The organism is Streptomyces luteolus (genome assembly GCF_029968015.1).
GTDB classification, from domain to species: Bacteria; Actinomycetota; Actinomycetes; order Streptomycetales; family Streptomycetaceae; genus Streptomyces; species Streptomyces luteolus.
Map to the genome: position 1 here is coordinate 1 of NZ_JASCIS010000080.1, position 16,871 is coordinate 16,871.

Sequence of the window (16,871 nt, forward strand, 5' to 3'; positions counted from 1 at the left end):
CCCGACTCCGGTCCGGTGCGGCTGCCCGGCGCCCCGGTGCCGATCGGTCCAGGGCCGCGGGTCGCCGACGCCCGCGCCGCCGCCGTGGCGCCCTCGCCCGCGGACGGCCTCGCCGCCTCCTGGGTGCGGGGCGGCGCCGGTGCCGCGGCCGACCCGCAGGAGGCGGCCCGTAACGGGGGCCAGGCCAACGGCATGCCGCGCGCGCCCGAGGTGCCGCCGCAGCACCAGCCGGACGCGCCCTGGCGGCCCTGGCGGTTCCGGATGTCCAACGATGTGTGGGGCACTCCGTACGTCGCGGGCGACCGGGTCTACGTCACCTCCTTCGAGGTGCACGCCCTCGACGTGTCCACCGGGCGGCGGCAGTTCAAGACCCGCGACGTCGCCTGGTCGATGGCCGTCGCCGACGGCCGCATCCACGCCTCCGACGGCCCCACCCTGTACGCGCTCGACGCCACGGACGGCACCGACCTGTGGCGCCGCCAGACCGACGCCTGGGTGTACGCGCTGCGCGCCGACCGCGGCACCGTCGTCACCGCGACCCGGGGCGGGGGCGTCCAGGCCGTCGAGGCCGCCAACGGCGAGAAGCTGTGGGAGATCACCGGCGTCCAGACGGACTTCGAGACCCCCGAGGCCGGTCCGGTCATCCATGACGGCACGGTCTTCGTCTGGCAGGAGGGCCGACTGCGCGCCCTGGAGGCCCGCACGGGCACCGAGCGCTGGTCGTACCCGGTCGGGGACGCCGCGTCCTGCGGCGGGGTGCCGGTGCGGATCACGCCCGCCGAGGACGGGTTCGTGTATGTCGCCGCCGGGACAAGGGTGCTGGCCATCGACATCGAGGGCGGGCACGTGCCCTGGCGCTTCGAGGCCCCGGCCGTCTTCCTCTCCCCGCCCGCGTTCGCGCCCGGCCCGGCGGTGACCGGCGGCGGCGTGTACCTCGCGGACTACCTCGGCACGGTGTACGCGGTGGACGCCTCCGACGGCCGCGACCGCTGGCGCATCGCGACCGAGTCCCGCTCGTCCGTCGAGCCGGTCCTGGTCACCGGCGGCCACGTCCACGTGGGCAGCGGCAACGGCCTCTACACCCTCGACGCGGTCACGGGCACGCCCAAGTGGCGCTTCCAGGCGGGCGGCGAGGTCGTCGGTTCCCCGGTCGCCGCCGACGGCCGCATCCACTTCGGCTCGGCCGACCACTGCCTCTACACGCTCGACGCGGTCGGCGGTCAGCTCCGCTGGAAGCTCGCCACGGGCGGCGAGATCACCGGCTCCCCGGTCGCGGAGGCGGGCGTCGTGTACGCGTGCAGCAAGGACCGCTGCGTGTACGCCCTGGACGCGGTCAAGGGGACGGGTTCGTCGAGGTAGGCCCGGAGCCGGGAGGCCCGGAGCCGGGAGGCCCCGAGCCTGTAGGCCCGGAGCCGGGCCCGGACTCCGGCGGGGTGCCGGGCCGGGGGTACGGGGCGGTGTCGCCGTGGGGATCGGGATCGGGGGCGTACGGGGTCTGGGCATGCGGGCCGCGGTCGTACGGGCCGGGGTCGTGCGGGCCGGGATCGTGAGGGCCGTCGTCGTACGGGCCGGGGTCGTGCGGGCCGCCGCCGTACGGCGCCGCATGCCTGGGCCCGGGTTCCAGGCGGCGTCGCCCGCGCCGCCGGCCCGGCATCACCAGGGCGGCGAGCAGCAGGACCACGCCGCCGACCAGGGCGTATCCCGCACCGGCGGCGAGGCCGTCGCCCGCGCCGCCCACGCTCATCGAGCCCTCGGCCTGGCCCACGCGGACCATCCACAGCACCGTGAACGCGAGCACGAGCAGGCCCGAAGCGGCCACCAGAAGGCGTGAGCGCAGCACGACCCCGGCCAGCGCGACCAGGGCCGCGAACGCGAAGGGCAGGAAGAGCGAGCCGAACAGCTGCGCCCCGGCCTCCGTCACGCCCGTACCGGTGAAGAGCTCGCCGATGCGGTAATCCCGCCCGTGACGGCCGTCGTACCAGATACGGAAGGGGCTCCAGACGGCGGCCGTCGCTCCGGCGAGAGCGAGGATCGATCCGATCACGTTACGCAGTGTGCGCATCAGCGTGCGCCTCATCGGTGACCTCCAAGCCACGCAAAGGGGCTCTCGGTCCCGACGCTACGCCCGGTAGGCGCCCGGCGCCAGGCGGCGACGGGGACCCCGGAGGACCGCTTCGCAACAGCCGCGCACGGCACATCGACAGGCTTGTAACGGACCGGCTCCCAGGGCTGATTGCGCGTCCGGACGGCCGTATAAAGACGGTGTAAGTGCCACTGCTAAGGTGACGTGCGCCCGTCAGAAACGAAACGGGCCCTTTCGCGCGCCATCAGTGCGCCGCCAGCGTATGCACACATGCACACACTTCGGGGGAGTAAAAAACATGAAGATGCGTCACGTACGTGCCGTGGCGGTGGCCGCCGTGGTCGTGGTCGCCCTGACGGGAGCCCGCCGCGGCGGCGACGGCGGAGGCTGCGACGACAACTCCTCGTCGAGCTCCAGCTCCAGCTCGTCCGGCGGTTACACCTCGGGCGGCTCCAGCGACTACGACGACGATGACGACTACCAGTCGTCCACCGGCGACTACGGCAGCAGCCCGTCCGCAGGGCCCACCACCGCGGCCGAGTCGGACATCCGCATCACCGACTGCGTGATCAACGGCGTCAGCTCCACCGAGGCCCGGATCACCTGGAAGTACACCATCACCAACGGTGACGCCAGCGGTTCCGCGGACTACAGCGGCACGATGATCTTCAACGACTCGTCCGGTTCGCGCGTCGGCTCCACGTTCTTCAGCCACGACGCCGTCGCCGTGGGCACGCCCTACGAGGGCACCGTCGAGGACACCGTGTACGACTCCGACGTGTCCTCGCTCCAGGGGCGCTGCGAGGTCAGCTCGGTCATCAAGTCGCCGTCCCTGTAAGGCGGTTGGGCCCGGCGGGTCAGCGCAGCCGGAACTCCCCGCCGCGCCCCCCGAAGAGGCCCGCCTGCTGCTCCGGCGGCAGGTTGCCGAGCGCGACGAGGTGCGGCGCGTGCGCGAGAGCCTGCGTGCGCGCCGCCTCCTTCGCCGCCCACACCGCCCGTACGGTGCCCTCCACGGCGCCCGGCGGGTACCCGGCGACGGTCCGCGCGCACTCCACCGCGGCGGCCAACGCCCCGCCGTCCGGGACCACTTCGCTCACCAGGCCGATCGCGTGCGCCCGCGCCGCCGACATCCGCTCGGCCGTCCCGAGCAGCGACATCCGCGCCACCTCGCCGAACGGCATCCGCTGCGCCATCGCGATCGACTCGTACGCGCTGACCATGCCGTACGTGGTGTGCGGGTCGAAGAACGTGGCGCGCTCGTCCGCCACCAGGAACTCCGCCTCGCCGAGCAGGTAGAACGCCCCGCCGCAGGCCATGCCGTTGACGGCGGCGATCACCGGCTTCCACAGGTCGTTCGCCTTGGGCCCGATCGCCAGCAGGGGATCGTCGATGGAGTACGGCGAGGGCGGCTGCGGGACCTCCGCGCCGCGGTCGATGCCGGTGCAGAAGGCCCTGTCGCCCGAGCCGGTCAGGACGATCGCCCGTACGGAGTCGTCGTATCTGAACTCCCGCCAGCTCGCGGTGAGTTGGGCCGCCGTATCGAGGTCGATGGCGTTGTGGCGGGACGGGCGGTCCAGGGTGAGGACGACGACCCCCGTCTTCTCGTCCCGCTCCACCCGCAGTCCGGGGGCGCTCACGGCCGCTCCAGGACCCACTGCGGCAGCACCTGGCCGCCGACCTCGCCGAAGACCACCTGCACCCGCGCCCCGATCCGCAGCTTCGCCGGGTCCACCGAGTTCGGCGCGGCCCCCGCCTCGCTCACCAGGTTCCCGACCAGCCGGATCCGCGGCGCGTCCGCCAGTTCTACGACGATCGCGTTGTACGGGGCGAGTTCCGCGTACGCGGGCAGCAGCGGGGGGTGCGGCAGGACGTACGACCAGATGCGGCCCTTGCCGCTCATGCGGCGCCATTCGCTGTCGAAGGACTGGCAGTGGGGGCAGCAGGGGCGTGGTGGAAAGCGGAGCTCTTGGCAATCAGGCCTTGCGCAGGCCTGTACGCGTAGTTCGCCCTTGGCGGCGTAGTCCCAGAAGGGTTTGCCGTCGTCGTCCATGTGGGGGGTGAGGAGGTTACTGGTCCGGGCAGCGTCTGCCATGTTTCTGTCCTTTGCCGGGTGCCGGTTTCGTCGTGGCTTGTCGCGCAGTTCCCCGCGCCCCTGCAGGGCGCCCCCTGCGGGGGCGGCCCTGATCAGGCCCTCAGCAGTACCGCCGACGTCGGCACTCCCTCGCCCGCTGTCACCAAGCAGGTTGCCGCGTCCGGGACTTGGGCGGTGCTTGTGCCGCGGAGTTGCTTCACGCCCTCGTTGATCAGGTTGAAGCCGTGCACGTACGCCTCGCTGAGGCCGCCGCCGCCCGTGTTCAGGGGAAGCCGCCCGCCGATCTCCAGGGCCCCGCCCTCGGTGAACGCGCCGCCCTCGCCTCGGCCGCAGAAGCCGTAGCCCTCCAGGGAGAGCGGGATGAGCGGGGTGAACGCGTCGTAGATCTGCGCCACGTCCACGTCCTGCGGTCCGAAGTCGGCCTGCTTCCACAGGTGCCGGGCGGCGGTCCAGGCGGGCCCGGAGAGCGGGTCGTCGTTCCAGTAGTTGACCATCCCGTGGTGCTGGGCGGGCAGGCCCTGGGCGACGGAGTGCACGTACACGGGCTTCCGCCGGCAGTCCCGGGCGCGCTCGGCGGAGACGATCACGCATGCCAGCGCGCCGTCGGTCTCCAGGCAGTTGTCGAAGAGGCAGAGCGGCTCGCTGATCCAGCGCGAGGTCATATACATGTCGCGGGTCAGGGGGCGCTCGTACATCATCGCGGCCGGGTTCTGGTTGGCGCGGTTGCGGCAGGCGAGGGCGACGTTGAAGAGGTGGTCGCGGGTGGCGCCGTACTCGTGCATGTAGCGGCGGGTCAGCATGCCGATCTCGTCGGCGGGGCGAAGGAGGCCGAAGGGGCGGGTCCACTGGGCGGGCGTGGGGAGTTGGGCGGTGGTGTTCTTCCAGGGGCGCGGCCCTGAGCCGCGCTTGCGGGAGCGCCAGGCCACGCCCACGTTCGCCTGGCCGGTGGCGACGGCCGCGGCGAGGTGCGCGATCGTTGCGCAGGAGCCGCCGCCGCCGAACCCGACCTTGCTGAAGAAGGTGACGTCACCGGCGCCGACGGCCTTGGCTATCTCGACCTCGTCGGTCTCCTCCATCGTGTACGAGGCGAAGGCGTCGACCTCCGACGGGGCGATCCCGGCGTCGTCGAGGGCGGCGACGATGGCGCGGGCCGCCAGGGTCTTCTCGGATTGGGGGAGTTGCTTGGCGAAGGGGGTCTGGCCTATCCCGACGATCGCTGTAGCGTCCTTGAGACTCGACGACGCCATCATCACCTCCGTGCGTTGCGGGCGGCTGCCTCAGTGCTGACAGCCGCGAAGGCTACAGCTAATCTGACGGATAGTCAGCTACGAGTGCGCGGCTGTATGCGGCTACTTCCTTGCTACTTCCTACTTCCTACTTGCTACTTGCTTGCTACTTCCTTGGAGGCTTGCGATGCGCGGCGACGACGGGTGGAGCACCGGAGGCACGGTTCCGGAGCTGGTGCGGGCGGCGGCGCGGCGGTACGCGGAGCGGGAGGCGGTCGTCGAGGGCCGCACCCGGATCACGTACGCGGAACTCGGCGCACGCGTCGAGCACGCCGCGGCCGCCTGCGTGGCGAACGGCGTCGAACCCGGCGACCGGGTCGCGGTCTGGGCGCCCAACACCCTCGACTGGATCGTCTCGGCCCTCGGCGCCGTCACGGCCGGCGCGGTCCTGGTCCCGCTCAACACCCGCTTCAAGGGCACGGAGGCGGCGTACGTACTGGAGCGGTCGCGCGCGAAGCTGCTGTTCATCACGGGCACGTTCCTCGGCACGTCGTACGTGGCCTCGCTGCGCCGCGCGACGACGGAGGGCACGGGCACGGGTCCGCTGCCCGCCCTGCCGCACCTGGAGCAGGTGGTGGTCCTCGCGGACGACGCCCCGGAGAACTTCCGTACGTGGAAGGACTTCCTGGCGAGCGGGGCGGAGGTGAGCGCGGACGAGGTCGCCGAGCGGGCGCGTGCCGTGCAGCCGTCGTCCCCCTCCGACATCATCTTCACGTCCGGCACCACGGGCCGCCCCAAGGGCGCGGTCATCACGCACGCGCAGACGCTGCGCTGCTACGACATCTGGAGCGAGCTGGCCGGGCTGCGCGAGGGCGACCGCTACCTCATCGTCAACCCGTTCTTCCACACCTTCGGCTACAAGGCGGGCATCATCGCCTGCCTGATGCGCGGCGCGACGATGGTGCCGCAGCCGGTGTTCAACGTGGACACGGTCCTCGCCAACATCGCCGCGGAACGCATCTCGGTCCTGCCCGGCCCGCCGACCCTGCACCAGTCGCTCCTCGACCACCCGGCGCGCGGCGCGCACGACCTCTCGGCCCTGCGGCTCGTGGTGACGGGCGCGGCGGTCGTCCCGCTCCGGCTGGTGGAACGTCTGCGCGCCGAACTCCACATCGGCACGGTCCTCACGGCGTACGGGCTCTCCGAGGCGAGCGGCGTCGTGACGATGTGCCGCAGGGGCGACCCGGCGGAGGTCATCGCTCAGACCTCGGGCCGGGCGATCCCCGGCACGGAGGTACGCGTCGTCTCCCCGGCGGGCGACCCGCTGCCGCCCGGCCGGCCCGGCGAGGTCCTGGTCCGCGGCCACAACGTGATGAGCGGCTACTTCGAGGACCCGCAGGAGACGAAGAAGTCGATCACCTCGGACGGCTGGCTGCACACGGGCGACGTGGGCGTCCTGGACGCGGCGGGCAACCTGCGCATCACCGACCGCATCAAGGACATGTTCATCGTCGGCGGCTTCAACGCGTACCCGGCGGAAATAGAGCAACTCCTCGGCCTGCACCCGGACGTGGCCGACGTCGCCGTCATCGGCGTACCGGATTCGAGACTGGGCGAGGTCGGCAAGGCGTACGTGGTACGCCGCCCGGGCGCGCTCGCCACGGCCGACGACCTGATCGCCTGGTCCCGCCGCGAGATGGCGAACTACAAGGTGCCGCGCGCGGTGGAGTTCGTGGGCGCGCTGCCTCGGAACGCGAGCGGGAAGGTGGTGAAGGGGGAGTTGCGGGGGCTCTCGGCGGGTCAGTTCAGCTAGGGCGCGTCTAGGGCGCATCTAGGGCGCATCTAGGGCGCGGCTGAGGGAAACCGCCACCGGGTAGGCGCGCGCATGTTTGTCTCCCAGCCGAGGACGACGCGTGGGCGGACGCGGAACGCGGGGCCTGCGGCGCCGGAGCCGTCGACCACCTGACCGTCGTCGGACACCGCGACGTCCCAGTCGTACTTCGGGTTGTACGCGGCCACGAACCGGGCCAGGTCCGTCGCGTCCGTGACCTGTTGCGCCGTGCCCTCGACGATCAGCGGACGGTCGCCCGTGTCCAGGTGGACGGTGATCTCCGGGTTGCCGGGAAGGTTCGTCCGGGCGAGCGAGCCCGTGCTGAACCAGAAGCCGTCCTCCAGCCACACCCCCCAGACGGGGCGCGTGTGCGGTCGGCCGTCGGGGCGCGTCGACGCGATCCAGTACGTGCGCGCCTCGATCAGCCGCTCGACCGCCGCGGCCCAGGGCAGCAGCTCGTCGTCAGCGGGCATCTGCACGCCGAAGAGGATGGGCGGCTCGGCGACGGGGGCGGGTAGGGCTTCCACGCTTCACGGTAGGCGTCTGGGACGCCGGGCTGCCACCTGGGCCGGGCCATCCCGCGGAGGCGGTGCCGCTCCACATGCGGGCCCGAGCGGCGGGCGCGAGCATGGGGTGCGTGCCGTGCTCGCCGCGTGCCATGTCGAGGCCGGCGCAGTCGCTGATGCCGATGTCCGGAAGGCAGACCCCCATGCAGCCGTCCCTCACGCCCGCTCTCCTCGCCGACCTGCGCAAACCGCGCCCATACCCGGCGGTGTCCGTGGCACTCCCCACCCACAGGACCCGGCCCGACAGCGACCAGAACGCCATCCGTCTGAACAACCTGGTCACCGAGGCCCTGCGCAAACTGGAGGAGGACCCGGCGGTCACCCGGGAACACGCGGACGACGTGGCGCGGCAGCTGCGCAGCGCCGTGGAGGAGTTCGACCCCGCCCGTGCGCGCGAAGGGCTCGTGATCCTCGCGGCGCCGGGGGAGCAGCAGACGTGGACGGTGTGCCGGAGCGTGCCCGAGCGCGTGGTCCTCTCCGACACCTTCCTCACCCGCAACCTGGTGGCGTCCGACGCCGCGCTACGCCCGTACTGGGTCCTCACCGTCGCCGCCGACCGGATCGCCCTGTGGTCCGGCCAGGGCGAGGACGTCGCCGAGGACGACGAGCACGACTTCCCGCTGACCCGGAGCCTCGACGACCCGGACGTCGAGCGGAAGGAACAGATCGGCGACGTACCCAGCACGTACCGGGACGAGCAGGCCCGGCAGTTCTTCCGCGACGCCGATACCGCGCTCGCCCAGGCCCTGGCCGCGGAGCCCCGCCCGCTGTACGTCGCGGGGGAGCCCGCGGCGATCACCCTGCTCGGCGAGGTCGGGCAGGCCGCGCGCGACGCCGAGCAGATCCCGCACGGAGGCCTGGCGCACGGCCCCGCCGACGCGGTCGCACGAGCCGTCGCCCCGGCCCGCACCGAGCGCGCGGAACGCGCCGTCACCGCGGCCCACGCCTCCCTGGACGCGGCGCGCGGCCACAAGGCGTACGCGGCGGGCCTGGACGAGGTGTGGGAAGCGGCGACCAGCGGCCGCGTCGAACTCCTCGTCGTGGAGGAGCACTTCCGCGCGACGGTCCGCGCGGGCGAGGGCCACCTGATCCCGGCCGAGGACGACGACGCCGACGCGATCGAGGACATCGTGGACGACCTCGTGGAGAGCGTCCTGGAGGCGGGCGGCGAGGTGCAGTTCGTACCGGACGAGTCGCTGGCCGACGGGGGGCGGGTGGCGGCGGCGTTGCGGTACTAAGGTGCGGTGCTGGTGCGCCTCAGAGCAGGTGGTCGGCCTTGCCCGCCTTGATGTCGCGGATCAGGGTGCGGAGGGCTTCGCGGGTGTCGGTGAGGGGGTGGTCCTCCTGGCCTGCGACGGCTATGTAGGCGTTGCCTTGAGTGTCTGTGCCTAGGCGGAAGCAGTTGGCTCCTTCGCCGCAGAAGGGCTCATCCCAGTCGATGGCGGGCACTCTTCGACTCCTAGAGGTCGCGGGGGCGTTCAGTTTGGGTACGGTACTTCCGCTGCCGCGGCGTGGCCTTCAGAGCAGGTGGTCGGCCTTGCCCGCCTTGATGTCGCGGATCAGGGTGCGGAGGGCTTCGCGGGTGTCGGTGAGGGGGTGGTCCTCCTGGCCTGCGACGGCTATGTAGGCGTTGCCTTGGGTGTCTGTGCCTAGGCGGAAGCAGTTGTTGCCTTCGCCGCAGAAGGGTTCTTCCCAGTTGATGTGCGTCACGGTGCATTCCTCAGAGTGAGCGGGCGGTCTTGTGGATGAGGTCGCGGGAGGCGGCGGAGGAGAGTGCGGCTCGCTCCATCCACTCCAAGTGCGCGCGGTACTTCGCGAGTTGGGCTTCGGCGTGCGTGAACTCGGGGCCGTGGGCGGAGTCCAGTTGCACGGTGTCCAGTTGCGGTGTTGATCCATCGGCGTACAGGAGCGCGTGTCCGGCACCGGGAAAGCCGTCGGCGTCGAGCGGGACGACCCGTACGTCCACGTTGCTCCGCTCGGACTCCGCGCACAGGTGCTTGAGCTGCCGACGCGTCACCTCGGCGCCGCCGAACCGCATGAGCAGGGCACTTTCGTGGACGTAGGCCGCGTAGGCCAGCGGTTCCGGGCGGGCGAGCACCCGCTGCCGGTCCATGCGGTGGGCGACGCGCAGTTCGACTTCGAGGCGGGAGAGCGGTGGGAGCACGGCGTTGAAGACCGCACGCGCGTATTCCTCCGTCTGGAGAAGGCCGGGTGCGTGCATGACCTGGGCTGTGCGTACGCGCCGCGCGTGCCACTCCAGCTCGGCGATGTCCAGAAGTCCGGCAGACAGCGTGCCTCGGTGCTTCTCCCACCAGCCGCGCTCCCTGCCGGACGCCATGGTGGCGAGAGCCTCGACGTAACGCTCTTCGGTGCAGGCGTAGTTGGCGGCCAGTGTCCGGATCCGCTCCTCCGAGATGGGGCGGACGCCCGACTCCATGTTGGCGAGCCTCGGCCGGTCGATGCCGAGGAGGGCTGCCGCATGCTCAGTGGTGACCCCGGCTGCCAGTCGCATCTTGCGCAGCTCGGCACCGATCCTCTTCTGGCGCTCCGTCGGCATGGACCTGGTCCCCATGACGCCCCCTCCGTGTGCGGTGGCGTTCAGTCTGCCCCGAAGGGGAGGGGTGGTCCAACCTCGACGGGGGTAAATATCCCCGAAGCGATAGACACGGTACCCCTCAACTCCCTACGTTGAGTAACGCAACGCTCACGCAAGTCCGTGGGCGGAAGTGCATCGCGCGAGCCTGCCCGCAGCTCCATCCCTGGGAGGGGCAGCCCGCGCCAGGGAGACAGGCCACCGCCCTCGTTGCGACGTACGACGTCAACACCCCTACCGCACAAGGGAGTCCCCATGCTCAGGACCGCCACCTTCGCGGGCGCCTGCATCTCGCCGCACACCGATGAACCCTCCACCGTAGCGCCGCCCGCGCCCGACGAGCTCGCGTACAGCCTGACCCTGCCCGCCTCGCTCACCAGCCCGGCGATCGCGCGCGCCGCGGCCCGCTCGATGTTGCGGGCTCATGGGCTTGACGAGGCGGCCGACACTGCCCTCCAGGCGGTCGGCGAACTCACGGCCTGCGCATGCCGGTTCAGCGCGGGCGCCGAGATCTACGTATCTCTGCGCCACGGCGGCGACACCATCCGCGTCACGGTCTACGACGGCCACCCACGCCACACCAACGCCCGCCTGGCCGCCGCGTGCGACGGTCGACGGAGGTCGGCACTGCGGCTGCTGGCCTGTGTCGTACGGGCGTGTGGTGGCGAGTGGGGCTTCGGGGAGTCCCGGGAGCCAGGGGGCGGTACGCGCATGTGGGCGCATCTGCCTTTGCCCTCGGCGTGTACAGGTCATCAGCCGCCGCAGGGGCAGTAGCCGTCTGACCTCAGTGGCACGAAATCAAGAGGTTGGCCGAGAAGCCGCGGGCATGCCTCGGCCGCGACGGCTCCCCCTCCGCGCCGTCGCGGCCGATCCCCGTGGGAGCAGGACTACTTCGCGGGCTCGCTGCCGGCGTGGCTGTCCTGCGTGGTGAAGCCGCCCGCGGGCTCGCTGCCCGCGTGGCTGTCCTTGGTCGTGATGCCGTCCACGGGCTCGCTGCCCGCGTGGCTGTCCTGCGTCGTGATGTCGGACTTCTTCTTGGCGGGCTTGTTCTCGCTCATGGTGAACTCCCCTGTTAGAGCGACTTTGTTGGTGGCAATGCCCGCCCGGCAGCTCCCCCGAGGGCCGCCGGACGGGCGCATTTGGAGTCGTTCACCCTAACGGGGCGACTCCGGGCCAAGCCGTCTGCCCCCCGAGGCGACGGTTCGACGGGGAAGACGATGCCGTACGGCGATAAACGAATGATGAACGCGTCAGCCGCGGCCCTCGGTCAGGCCGCGACGGGCGTGAGGAGGCGCCGCACCACTTCCGCCTCGGGTGAGCCCGACTGCTCGTAGATCGAGAGGGCCTCGCGCCAGCAGGCCTTCGCGCGGTCCGCCTGGCCCAGTTCGGACAGGGCGCAGCCCAGCACCGTGAGGACGTTGCCCTGCGCCCACTCGCCACCGATGCACCCGAGGGCCAGGCCCTGTTCGGCGTGCTGGGCGGCCTGAGCGGGACGGTGGGCGGAGAGGTGGGCCTCTGCGATGCGGAAGTGCGTGGTGCCCTCCCACAGGCGCTGCCGGTTCTCCGTGAAGATGCCCAGTGCGTCGGAGAGGTGGCCGAGGGCCTCCGGCTGCCGTCCTGCCTTGGTCAGGGCGATCCCGAGGGCGAGAAGCCCGTTCGCGAGGCGGACCGTCAGGCCCAGCTTGTCGTAGATGCCGATGCCCTGCCGGGCCAGGTCGACGGCCTGGCTCGTACGGCCCATCGCGACGAGGATGCGGGACAGGTTGCACAGGGCGCTGGCCTCGCCCGGCTCGTTGCCGTCCGCGCGGAAGGCGCGGATGGCTTCTTGAAGGTGGGCTTCGCCCTCGGTGTGCTGCTTGCGGTAGATCGCGATGATGCCGCGCTCGTTGGGCGCGTTCCCGCTGGTCCAAGGGTCCTCCGCGACCCGGCCCAGCTCCGTGGCCCGCTCCGCCTCGGCGTCCGCCTCGTCGAAGCGGCCCGCTCGGCTGTGCACCTGGGTGAGCGTGGTGCGTGCTCGGCCCTCCGAGTGCAGGTCCTTGGCGGCGCTGGCGGCGTCGCACGCGGCGATCGTGGCGATCTCGTACCGCCGGGAGCTGGCGCCTGACTCGGCGAGGTCCTTGGCCGCCATGAGCAGGTCGACGCCCCGGCGCAGCGAGCCGACGGTCAGGGACTGCTGTACGCAGGCGAGGATGCAGTCGGCTTCGTTGTGCAGCCAGTCCACGGCCTGGGAGTTGTCGCCGAACGTCAGGCCCGGGTACGTGGTGCGCTCCAGGTGGTCGACCGTGCGGTCGCCCGGCCGCTCCAGCGCGTACACCTGTGTGGCCGTCGACAGATAGAAGTCAAGGAGTCGCGAAAGCGCCAACTCCCGCTCGCTCGGCGGCTGCTCATCCCGCTCCGCGCACGCACGCGCGTAGAGCCGGACCAGGTCGTGGTAGCGGTAGCGGCCCGGGGCCGCCGACTCCAGGAGGGACGTGTCGACCAGGGCCTCCAGGAGGTCCTCCGTGTCCTCGACCGGCAGGTCGAGCATCGCCGCCGCCGCGGCCAGCGACAGGTCCGGGCCGTCCGCCAGGCCGAGCAGGCGGAAGGCGCGGGCCTGGGCCGGTTCCAGCTGGCCGTAACCGAGTTCGAAGGTCGCCTTGACGGCCAGGTCGCCGGCCTGCAGTTCGTCCAGGCGGCGGCGTTCGTCGGCGAGCTTGGCGGCGAGGGTCGAGACCGTCCACGTACGACGGGAGGCGAGGCGGGACGCCGCGATGCGGATGGCGAGGGGCAGGAAGCCGCAGGCCGCCACCACGTCCAGGGCCGCCTTCCGCTCGGACGCGACCCGCTCCTCGCCGACGATGCGCGTGAAGAGCTGCAGCGCCTCCTCCGGCGACATCACGTCCAGGTCGACCAGATGCGCCCCCGCCAGGTCGACCATCCGCACCCGCGAGGTGATCAGGGCCGCGCAGCCCTCCGTGCCGGGAAGGAGGGGCCTGACCTGGGCCGCGTCGCGGGCGTTGTCGAGGAGTACCAGGACGCGGCGGCCGTCGAGGAGTGAGCGGTACAGTGCCGCGCGCTCCTCAAGGGTGTCCGGGATCGCGGAGTCCGCCGTGCCGAGCGCGCGCAGGAACGCGCCGAGGACCGTCTCCGGCTCGGCGGCGCGCGCGCCCGCGCCCTGGAGGTCGACGTAGAGCTGGCCGTCCGGGAACTGGATACGGGCCGCGTGCGCGACATGCACCGCGAGCGTGGTCTTGCCGACGCCGCCGATGCCCGCGAGCGCCGAGACCGCCATCACCCGGCCCTCGGCGGAGGAGAGGACCTCGCTGAGTTCCGATACGAATGTGGAGCGGCCCGTGAAGTCCGGGACTGTGGCCGGGAGTTGGGCGGGGCGGACCGGGGCGGAGGCGGGTTCCGAAGGGGCGGCGGACGGCTCGGCGAGGCCCGGGTCGGCCTGCAGGATCCGCTGCTGCAGCTCGGACAGACCGGGGCGCGGGTCGACGCCCAGCTCGTCGGCGAGGAGGCGGCGCGTGTCCGCGTACACCGCGAGGGCCTCGGCCTGGCGGCCGGAGCGGTAGAGGGCGAGCATCAGGAGTTCGCGCAGGCGCTCGCGCAGCGGGTGCGCGGCCGTCAGGGCCGTCAGCTCGGAGACGGCCTCGGCGTGGCAGCCCTGCTCCAGGTCCATGTCGAGCCGGGTCTCGACGAGCTGGAGGCGCCACTCCTCGAGGCGGACCCGCTGGGTGTCGGCGTACGGGCCGGGGACGTTGGCGAGCGGCTCCCCGTCCCAGAGGCTGAGCGCCTTGTTGATCAGGGAGCGGGCCTGGCAGAGGTCGGCCGCGCCGCGCGCCTTCTCGGCGTCGGCCCACAGCTCCTCGGCGAGTGCCAGGTCCAGGGATCCGCCGGAGGCCGGGAGCCGGATCGCGTACCCGCCGGACTCGCTGGCGAGGACGCCGGGGAGTGCCTTGCGCAGGCGCGACGCGTACGTACGGACGGCGGCCAGGGCCTGCGACGGGGGTTCGTCGCCCCAGATCGCGTCGATGAGTTCGGCGGCGGTGGCGGTGCGGCCGCCGCGCAGGAGCAGGGCCACGAGCAGGGCGCGCTGCTGTGGAGATCCGGTGGCCAGCGGCTCCGAGCCGCGCCAGGCGCGGACCGGTCCGAGCACGCTGAAGCGCAGCGGCTGTGCCTCCGGGCGGCGCTGCCCGGGTACGCGCGGTACACCGTCCATCGTTGTCCCACCCGGTCCGAGTACTGGAATTTGCCCCCGCCAGTCTGCCTTGTCCAGGGCCGTTGCGTCAGCCGCCCGGGACAGCTCTCACAGGGTCCTCGCAACGCGGACGTGCGGTGCGGCCCTGGCGTGGCCGGTTCTGGTCGGTCCGCACCAGGGGGCGCCCGCGGCTTTCAGGCCGACTCTCCGCCCCCGCTCCCGTTCCGGTCCGCACTACTGGCTGACGGACTGGCTGACGGACTGGATGACGGACTGACTGACGGACTGACTGACGGACTGACGGACTAGCTGACGGTTCGTCAGATCAGCGCTACCGTGACGTACATGGAGACCCAGGAGACCTTCCCGAAGATCATCTCGGTGGACGACCACACGGTGGAGCCCCCCCACGTCTGGCGGGACCGGCTCCCGTCGAAGTACCACGACATCGGCCCGCGCATCGTGCGCGCGCCCCTGAAGGAAATGACCTTCATGGGCGGCAAGTTCGCGCCGGTCATGGGCGAGAAGGGCGACGACGGGCCGATAGGCGACTGGTGGGTGTACGAGGATCTGCACCGCCCCCTCACCCGCCTCGACACGGCCGTCGGCTACGACAGGGACGAGATCAAGCTGGAGGTGATCACGTACGAGCAGATGCGCCCGGGGTCGTACGACGTCACGGCCCGGCTCGCGGACATGGACGTGAACCATGTCCAGTCGGCGGTCTGCTTCCCCACCTTCCCGCGCTTCTGCGGCCAGACCTTCACCGAGGCGAAGGACCGCGAACTCGGACTGCTCGGAGTGCGCGCGTACAACGACTGGATGGTGGAGGAGTGGTGCGGCCCGCAGGCGCGGGGCAGGCTGATCCCGCTCACCCTGATCCCCCTCTGGGACGCGGAGCTCGCGGCGGCGGAGGTACGCAGGAACGCCGCGCGCGGCGTACGGGCGGTGGCCTTCTCGGAGATCCCGCCGCACCTGGGCCTGCCGTCCATCCACACCGACGAGTGGGACCCCTTCCTGCGGGCCTGCGACGAGACCGGCACGGTCGTCGCGATGCACATCGGCTCGTCGTCGAAGATGCCGTCCACCTCCGCGGACGCGCCGCCCGCCGTCGGCTCCACGATCACCTTCGCCAACTGCTGCTTCTCGATGGTCGACTGGCTGATGAGCGGCAAGTTCGAGCGCTTCCCCAACCTGAGGATCATGTACGCGGAGGGCCAGATCGGCTGGATCCCGTACATCCTGGAGCGCGCGGACGTCGTCTGGGAGGAGAACCGCGCCTGGGGCGGCGTCGCCGACAAGGTCACGCGCCCGCCGTCCGAACTCTTCGCGGACCACGTCTACGGCTGCTTCTTCGACGACGCGTTCGGGCTGCGGAACCTCGACTCCGTCGGAGTGGGGAACGTCCTGTACGAGACGGACTACCCGCACTCCGATTCGACGTGGCCGAAGTCGAAGGAGGTGGGGGAGTCGCAGATGGGGCACCTGGCGCCGGACGTGGTGGAGCGGCTGGTGCGGGGCAACGCGATCGAGCTCCTCGGGCTCACGGACGACGGGTTGTGGGGGCCGTCGGCCCCGGCTCCCTCCTCCCCTTCCCCCTCCCCTTCCGCTTCTCGGTAGGGGTGCCCCACCCGGGTGGGACCACGGGCGGGGCGGCTGGAGTCCCGCCCGTGGGGCTTGATCAGCTCTCGGTGTCGTGGAAGAGGTCGTCGAGGCTGGTGGCGGTGATGGCGCGGTCCAGCCACTTGTCCAGGATGTCTCTGTCGTGGCAGCTGACGATGCGCTCGTGTGCAGGAAGGTTGAGGATGGCCTTCCGGTCGAGGATGCGGAGGATCGTCAGCGCGCGGACGTCCGCGTGGGCTTCCATGCGGCCCGCCTCGCGCAATCGCTGGGAGGTCTTGGAGCGGAAGTACGAAAGGGGCACGACCATCGTGTCTCGCCTCTCAGTCTTCGACGGCGTCGTCGAAGAGATCGTCGACGACGGTGGCGGTGAGGGTGCGGTCCAGCCAGTCGCCCAGGACGTCCAGGTCGTGGCAGTTGGTGATGCGGTCGCGGGCTTCGGGGGTGACGTCGATGGACCGCCGGTCGAGGAGGCGGAGGATGTCCTCTGCGCGGTTTTCCGCGCGGGCCTCCGTGCGCAGCCGCTGCGACGTCTTGGAGCGGAAGAACGACGTGGGAACGGTCATCAGGTGCCTCCAGATTTCGGCGCCTTGGCTGTCGCCCAGGCCGAGTTCGGTGAGTTCGGCGAAGATTTGTGCGTTCTCTTCGTCTTCGAGACTTTTCAGGTGTCGGCCAGGACT

Annotated in this window: 17 protein-coding genes and 1 pseudogene; 6 read left to right on the plus strand and 12 right to left on the minus strand. The window is 71.6% G+C overall.

The window, feature by feature from the left end; all coding sequences use genetic code 11:
* Positions 1–1,359: outer membrane protein assembly factor BamB family protein (locus tag QIT00_RS37810; protein ID WP_282540039.1), on the plus strand; the 1,359-nt coding region annotated here is incomplete at its 5' end.
* Here QIT00_RS37810 and QIT00_RS37815 read toward each other — a convergent pair.
* Complete coding sequence (locus QIT00_RS37815; RefSeq protein ID WP_282540040.1) at positions 1,334–2,062, minus strand: hypothetical protein; 729 nt, start codon at positions 2,060–2,062, stop codon at positions 1,334–1,336. The two genes, QIT00_RS37810 and QIT00_RS37815, sit on opposite strands and share 26 nt — an antisense overlap.
* A gap of 319 nt (positions 2,063–2,381) precedes the next feature.
* Here QIT00_RS37815 and QIT00_RS37820 point away from each other — a divergent pair, with 319 nt between their 5' ends.
* Positions 2,382–2,921 carry a hypothetical protein gene (locus tag QIT00_RS37820; protein WP_282540041.1) on the plus strand — a complete coding sequence of 180 codons (540 nt, stop codon included), beginning with the start codon at positions 2,382–2,384 and terminating at the stop codon, positions 2,919–2,921.
* 19 nt (positions 2,922–2,940) lie between these two features.
* On the opposite strand, the gene QIT00_RS37825 is transcribed toward QIT00_RS37820, so the two are convergent.
* The 3 genes from QIT00_RS37825 to QIT00_RS37835 form a co-directional block, all read right to left on the minus strand.
* Positions 2,941–3,720 carry an enoyl-CoA hydratase/isomerase family protein gene (locus QIT00_RS37825; RefSeq protein WP_282540042.1) on the minus strand — a complete coding sequence of 260 codons (780 nt, stop codon included), beginning with the start codon at positions 3,718–3,720 and terminating at the stop codon, positions 2,941–2,943.
* The gene (locus QIT00_RS37830) at positions 3,717–4,175 is read right to left on the minus strand and encodes a Zn-ribbon domain-containing OB-fold protein (RefSeq protein ID WP_282540043.1); all 459 of its coding nucleotides are present in this window, start codon (positions 4,173–4,175) and stop codon (positions 3,717–3,719) included. Before QIT00_RS37830 ends, QIT00_RS37825 begins: the two co-directional genes overlap by 4 nt.
* A 92-nt stretch (positions 4,176–4,267) precedes the next feature.
* On the minus strand, positions 4,268–5,422 hold the full coding sequence (locus QIT00_RS37835) for a lipid-transfer protein (protein ID WP_282540044.1): 1,155 nt from the start codon (positions 5,420–5,422) through the stop codon (positions 4,268–4,270).
* Positions 5,423–5,588: 166 nt separating this feature from the next.
* Here QIT00_RS37835 and QIT00_RS37840 point away from each other — a divergent pair, with 166 nt between their 5' ends.
* Positions 5,589–7,214, plus strand: a complete 1,626-nt coding sequence (locus QIT00_RS37840) for a FadD3 family acyl-CoA ligase (protein ID WP_282540045.1) — start codon at positions 5,589–5,591, stop codon at positions 7,212–7,214.
* A gap of 29 nt (positions 7,215–7,243) precedes the next feature.
* Here QIT00_RS37840 and QIT00_RS37845 read toward each other — a convergent pair whose 3' ends face one another.
* Positions 7,244–7,759, minus strand: a complete 516-nt coding sequence (locus QIT00_RS37845; protein WP_282540046.1) for a pyridoxamine 5'-phosphate oxidase family protein — start codon at positions 7,757–7,759, stop codon at positions 7,244–7,246.
* Positions 7,760–7,941: 182 nt separating this feature from the next.
* On the opposite strand from QIT00_RS37845, the gene QIT00_RS37850 reads away from it, so the two are divergent.
* On the plus strand, positions 7,942–9,036 hold the full coding sequence (locus tag QIT00_RS37850) for a baeRF3 domain-containing protein (protein WP_282540047.1): 1,095 nt from the start codon (positions 7,942–7,944) through the stop codon (positions 9,034–9,036).
* Between the two features lie 19 nt (positions 9,037–9,055).
* Here the strand turns inward: QIT00_RS37850 and QIT00_RS37855 are convergent, their stop codons facing one another.
* From QIT00_RS37855 to QIT00_RS37865, 3 genes are all read right to left on the minus strand, one after another.
* Entirely contained in the window at positions 9,056–9,247 is a 192-nt protein-coding gene (locus QIT00_RS37855) for a hypothetical protein (RefSeq protein ID WP_282540048.1), read from the minus strand.
* Positions 9,248–9,316: 69 nt separating this feature from the next.
* Complete coding sequence (locus QIT00_RS37860; protein ID WP_282540049.1) at positions 9,317–9,508, minus strand: hypothetical protein; 192 nt, start codon at positions 9,506–9,508, stop codon at positions 9,317–9,319.
* A gap of 10 nt (positions 9,509–9,518) precedes the next feature.
* Entirely contained in the window at positions 9,519–10,370 is an 852-nt protein-coding gene (locus QIT00_RS37865) for a helix-turn-helix domain-containing protein (RefSeq protein ID WP_282540050.1), read from the minus strand.
* 276 nt (positions 10,371–10,646) lie between these two features.
* On the opposite strand from QIT00_RS37865, the gene QIT00_RS37870 reads away from it, so the two are divergent.
* Positions 10,647–11,165, plus strand: coding sequence for an ATP-binding protein (locus QIT00_RS37870; RefSeq protein WP_282540051.1), 519 nt, complete (start codon positions 10,647–10,649; stop codon positions 11,163–11,165).
* Between the two features lie 113 nt (positions 11,166–11,278).
* Here the strand turns inward: QIT00_RS37870 and QIT00_RS37875 are convergent, their stop codons facing one another.
* A complete protein-coding gene (locus QIT00_RS37875; protein WP_282540052.1) occupies positions 11,279–11,449 on the minus strand; it encodes a sigma-like protein in 171 nt (56 codons plus the stop codon).
* A 209-nt stretch (positions 11,450–11,658) separates the two neighbouring features.
* Positions 11,659–14,592 (minus strand): AfsR/SARP family transcriptional regulator, encoded by a 2,934-nt coding sequence (locus QIT00_RS37880; RefSeq protein ID WP_282540053.1) that lies wholly within the window; start codon positions 14,590–14,592, stop codon positions 11,659–11,661.
* Positions 14,593–14,916: 324 nt separating this feature from the next.
* Here QIT00_RS37880 and QIT00_RS37885 point away from each other — a divergent pair, with 324 nt between their 5' ends.
* Positions 14,917–16,191 carry an amidohydrolase family protein gene (locus tag QIT00_RS37885; protein WP_282540054.1) on the plus strand — a complete coding sequence of 425 codons (1,275 nt, stop codon included), beginning with the start codon at positions 14,917–14,919 and terminating at the stop codon, positions 16,189–16,191.
* Between the two features lie 61 nt (positions 16,192–16,252).
* Here the strand turns inward: QIT00_RS37885 and QIT00_RS37890 are convergent, their stop codons facing one another.
* On the minus strand, positions 16,253–16,501 hold the full coding sequence (locus QIT00_RS37890) for a hypothetical protein (RefSeq protein ID WP_282540055.1): 249 nt from the start codon (positions 16,499–16,501) through the stop codon (positions 16,253–16,255).
* A 13-nt stretch (positions 16,502–16,514) separates the two neighbouring features.
* Positions 16,515–16,871 (minus strand): annotated as a pseudogene (locus QIT00_RS37895) (hypothetical protein); the annotation flags it as partial.